Below are 4,738 nucleotides of genomic sequence, written 5' to 3'. Positions count from 1 at the left end.
GACCGCCGTCACCGGCGCGGTGGACCGTCTCCTCGGCCAGGGCGCGGACGGCATCATCGCCATCGCGCCGCAGCGCTCGGTCGGCCAGGCCCTGGTCGAGGCGGATCACGGCGTCCCCATGGTCACCCTGGACAAGAGCTTCGGCGCCCACATCCCGGTCGTCGCGGGCGACTCCGCCTCCGGCGCCCGCCAGGCCACCGCACACCTCCTCGGCCTCGGCCACCGCACCGTCCGTCACATCGCGGGCCCCACCGGCTGGATCGCCGCCGAGGCCCGCGTCGACGGCTGGCGCGCCGCGCTGACGGACGCGGGCGCCGAGGTCCACGAGCCGCTGCTGGGCGACTGGAGCGCGGACTCCGGCTACGACCTGGGCCGCCGCATCGCCCGGCAGCGCGGCCTCACCGCGCTGTTCGTCTCCAACGACCAGATGGCCGTCGGCGTCCTGCGCGCCCTCCACGAGGCGGGCCTCCGGGTCCCCGAGGACGTCAGCGTGGTCGGCTACGACGACATCCCCGAAGCCGCCCATCTGCTCCCGCCGCTCACCACCATCCGCACCGACTTCACCGAGATCGGCCGCCGCTGTCTGAGCCTGATGCTCGACCAGCTCGACCGCTCGCCGGAGCCCGGCGTCCGCGTGACCATCCCCACCGAGCTGGTGATCCGCCACAGCACGGGCCCGGGCCCCGGTCATCCGCCCAGGTAGTGGAAGCCCGGCTTCGGGTGCATGAGGAAGTCGTGGTGCGAGATGTTCCAGGCGTACGCGCCCGCCATCGCGAAGGCGATCCGGTCCCCGGCGCGCAGCTCCGCGACCGGGACGCCCCGGGCCAGGACGTCCTTGGGGGTGCACAGCTGGCCGACCAGGGTGACCGGTTCGCCGCTGGCGGTGGGGCGGGGCCAGTCCCGGTCCCAGTCGGCGGCGGGGAGCACCTGGAAGGGGTGGTCGTGCGCTTTGGCGGCCGGGGTGCGCAGGTGGTGGGTGCCACCGCGCAGCACCGCGAACGCCTCGCCGCGGCTGTGTTTGAGGTCCAGCACCTCCGTGACGTACCAGCCGCAGTACGCCGTCAGCGCCCGGCCCGGTTCGATCCGCAGGGTCAGGCCCGGGTTGCGGTCGGCGACCCCGGCCAGGCCCTCGCCGTACGCCTTCCAGTCGAAGCGGGTGTCGGGGCGGAGGTAGTCCACGCCCATGCCGCCGCCCACGTTGACCTCGGTGAGGTCCAGGCCGTGACGGTCGGACAGTTCGCGCGTCCAGTCGGCGATTCCCGCGGCCACGGCGGTCTGGTCGGGCGCGTCGAGGCCGCTCGCGAGGTGGGCGTGGATGCCGCGCAACCGGAGCGGGCCGTCCGGGGTGAACAGCGGCAGGCACCGTTCCACCCGGTCGGGGTCGAGGCCGAAGGGGCTGGGGCGGCCGCCCATGGCGAGCGCCGCGCCGCCCAGCGCCTCGTCGGTCAGCGGGAGGTTGACGCGCAGCAGGACGTCCACGGGACGGTCGGCGAGGGACGACAGAAGGCGCAGTTCGTGCTCGCTCTCCACATGGAACCGCTCCACCCCCAGCTCCAGCGCCCGCCGCAGCTCCGTCTCCGTCTTCCCCGGTCCGCCGAAAGCGAGGGGCCGTTCGGGGACGGCCTCGCGGACGTGCGCCAGCTCGCCGCCCGAGGCGACCTCGTAGCCGGTGACGTACGGGGCGAGCGCGCGCAGCACCGGCGGCTCCGGGTTGGCCTTCGCCGCGTAGTACAGCTCGACGTGCGGCGGGAGCGCGTCCCGTATCTCTCGGGCGTGGGCGTCGAGGGCGGTGAGGTCGTAGATGTACGCGGGGAGGCCGTCCCCGGTGAGCGTCTCGGCGAGCGCGGCGGCCGGTGCGGTGAGGGGCAGGGGGTTCAACGGACGCTCCCGGGGGCGATGACGCGAGCCGCCTCGGACAGCAGGTCGGAGGCGAGCGGGCTGACGATACGGACGTAACCGGCGTCCCGGTCGGCCTTGCGGCCCCAGCGGGTCAGCAGGTTGGCCTTGGCGGGCAGCGGCACGCCCGCCACCAGGGCGCGCAGCGCGGGCGGGTCGTCGTGGGCCGCCGAGCGTTGGCACAGGACGCGGCGGACCGCGGACCACAGGTCGGGCTCCAGCCGGGGGTGGCGGTCGGCGAGGGCGGCGACCATCTCGGCGAGGTGGTTGACCAGCAGGCAGTACACCACCCGGTCCCAGCCGCGCTCGCGCTCGTACGTCATGGGGCGGGCCACCGCCTCGGGCAGCGCCGCGAGCGCGGCGTCGTGGTGGCCGGACACCAGCTTGGTGCCCTCCAGGTCGCGGAAGAGCACCTGGCGCGGGGTGCCGGTGGCGTTGTCCACGCCGATGACCACGTTCTGGAGGTGGGGTTCGAGGACCACGCCGTGGTCGAACCAGGCGGCCAGGACGGGCGGTACGAGGAGGTCGAGGTACGCCTGCCACCAGGCGAGCGCGTGCTCGGGCCCGGTGCCGCCGAGGAGGTGGGAGAGCTGGGCGCCGCTCGTCGGGTACTCGTCGGCGACGGCCGCCGCCAGCAGCCCGGTCAGCCCCGGCCGCAGCCGGACGTCAAGTCCCTCGCGGACGATCACGCCGAAGCCCTCGGAGAGGTGACGGTCGTCGAGGTCGAGGGTGCGGTAGCCGGGTTCGCGCAGCAGGTCGGCGCCGGGGAAGCGGGCGGCGAGGTCGGCGGCGACCGGCTCCAGCAGCCGGGTGAGGGCGACGGCGCCGGACAGCTCGTAGTCGGCGTTCTGCGGAGGCAGTTGGTGATGCGCACGTTCAGGGATGAAACTCGAGGAAGTTACCGGCCGTAGTAGAGCGTGCGGACCGAGGCGGTCGGCGCGAAGTCCGGTTCGCCGGGCCACAGGTCGAGGATGTCGCCGCGGTCGAGCGCCGCCCGCAGCACCCGGTGCTCGCGGAGCATGGCGTACTGCCAGGGGTGGGCGGGCAGGAGCCGGTACCCGTCGGGGACCGGCCGCTGGCGGTCCAGCGGCGCCAGCGCCCCGGCGTACGCGGTCTCCTCCCGTACGTACTCCCGGCGCACCGCGAGGTGGTGCAGCGGGAAGCGGGCCCCGGCCTCGGGCGCGAACAGCGACCAGGAGGCGGGGCTTCCGGTGCGGGCCTTGGGGGTGGGGTGGAAGCGGTGGCCGAAGAACAGGGACTGTTCGGAGGCCAGATACGCGTCGGGGGCAGGGTTCCCCGTGGCCTTCTCGCGCTCCTGGAGGGCGGCCGTCATGCCCGCGTGGCTGGAGGCGACCTGTGCCAGGAACTCGTCGTTGCGGACGCCCGTGCGCAGCTGGAGTTCGCGCTGGATGCGCTCGGCCAGACCGCGCCAGGAGACCTCCGCCCAGCTGCCGTCGCGCTGTTCGCTGACCGGTCCGGTGAACCGGTGCGCGCCGATCAGCGACGTACGGCGCAGCCCCACCCGCAGCAGCACCCCGCTGCGGGGCAGCCGCAGCCGCAGCCCGCCGTCGTCGGCCACGACGGTCTGGTGTTCCGGGCCCGACACCTCGCGCAGCAGACAGTTGAGCAGGGTGTGGGCGGTCGCGTGGTCGGCGGAGACCAGCGCCGTGGCGGGCGAGACCGGGGCGGCGGACGACACCGCGGAAGAGGGCGAGGAGGTCGTTGGCATGGAGCGGCTCCAGCGGGTGCGGAGAGGAGAGGTGTGGAGGGGTAAGGAGGTCGCGGCCGTCATCTGCCGCGCCCTCGCAGAAGGTAGTTGGGCCCGGTCACGTAGTGCTTGTTGACGTCGGCGGCGCCCGACCGGGCCTTGGTGAACAGCGTGCCCGCGGTCACCATCGCCTTGACCGGCAGCCGGTCCGCGTCCAGCACCCGGGCGCGCAGCACGGCGGCGGCCGCCCCCGGGTACACCGCGCCGGTCCGTTCGACGGCCTCGGTGAGCCGGGCGCGCAGCCGCCGCAGCAGGACGTCCAGGGGCGCGCGGCCGAGGGCGGCCAGTTCGAAGGCGAGCGCGGCGGCGCACAGATGGACGGTGATGGTGGTGAACACGTCCGCCACCGGGCCGTCGCCGCCGGTCAGGATGCGGCGGTCGTCGAATCCGCACAGATCCGCGGCGTCGGCCCCGCCGATCATCACGGCGAGCCGGATCGCGTGGACGCGCGGCCCGTCGTGGTCCTTGATGAGCAGCCGCAGGCGCGGGGCGCCCGGGCCGCCGGTGTCGTCGAAGACGAGGGAGGTGTTCTGCTGATGCGACTCCAGGGCGATGCCGTAGGCGAAGAGGGTGGTGTGGAAGTCGAAGAGGAGGGTGAGGTACGCGTCGAGCAGGGCGAACAGGTCCCCGCCGTAGTACCGCTCGGCGAGCACGTCCGCCACGAGCGTGCCGTCCGGGGTCCGGGCCAGCAGCCCGGCCAGCGGCACGATCTGCGCGTTCTCCAGACCCGGCGGATAGCGGCGGACCAGCGTGGCCAACAGCTCGTGCCCGGCGTGCAGATGGGTCGTCTCGTCGGCGAGCAGCACGGTGTCCGCGAACCGCCGCTCGCGCGCGATCACCGCCTCCGTCAGCCGCTGCGCCACCTCGCCGTCGAGAAGCGTGCCCGGCTTGACGGTCCGCCGGTTGCGCAGCCCCAGGGTCGCGGTGGTGAGCGGCAGCTTGAGGTGGGTGAGCGGATCGTCGGCGACGGCGACGGTCCGCATCGACAACGTGGGCCGCACCTCCAGCCACGGCCGCTCGGCGAGCCGCGCCCGCCCGCGCAGCCCGGTCGCTTCGAGGGCGACGTCGAGGGAG

3 protein-coding genes and 1 pseudogene are annotated in these 4,738 nt (G+C 74.4%); 1 reads left to right on the top strand and 3 read right to left on the bottom strand.

The window, feature by feature from the left end; all coding sequences use genetic code 11:
• Positions 1 to 703, top strand: a 703-nt coding sequence (locus SSOG_RS35435; RefSeq protein WP_063631612.1) for a substrate-binding domain-containing protein, incomplete at its 5' end; no start/stop codon positions are given.
• Here SSOG_RS35435 and SSOG_RS35430 read toward each other — a convergent pair.
• The 3 genes and pseudogenes from SSOG_RS35430 to SSOG_RS35420 form a co-directional block, all read right to left on the bottom strand.
• Positions 688 to 1,878, bottom strand: coding sequence for a type III PLP-dependent enzyme (locus SSOG_RS35430; RefSeq protein ID WP_009719080.1), 1,191 nt, complete (start codon positions 1,876 to 1,878; stop codon positions 688 to 690). The two genes, SSOG_RS35435 and SSOG_RS35430, sit on opposite strands and share 16 nt — an antisense overlap.
• Positions 1,875 to 3,625, bottom strand: a pseudogene (locus SSOG_RS35425) (IucA/IucC family protein). The gene SSOG_RS35430 and the pseudogene SSOG_RS35425 overlap by 4 nt, the downstream one beginning before the upstream one ends.
• 59 nt (positions 3,626 to 3,684) lie before the next feature.
• Positions 3,685 to 4,738, bottom strand: a 1,054-nt coding sequence (locus SSOG_RS35420; protein WP_281048141.1) for an IucA/IucC family protein, incomplete at its 5' end; no start/stop codon positions are given.

Source organism: Streptomyces himastatinicus ATCC 53653 (assembly GCF_000158915.1).
Classification (GTDB): Bacteria; Actinomycetota; Actinomycetes; order Streptomycetales; family Streptomycetaceae; genus Streptomyces; species Streptomyces himastatinicus.
The sequence above is the reverse complement of the archived record's forward strand: the minus strand, read 5'-3'. Positions and strand labels throughout refer to the sequence as shown.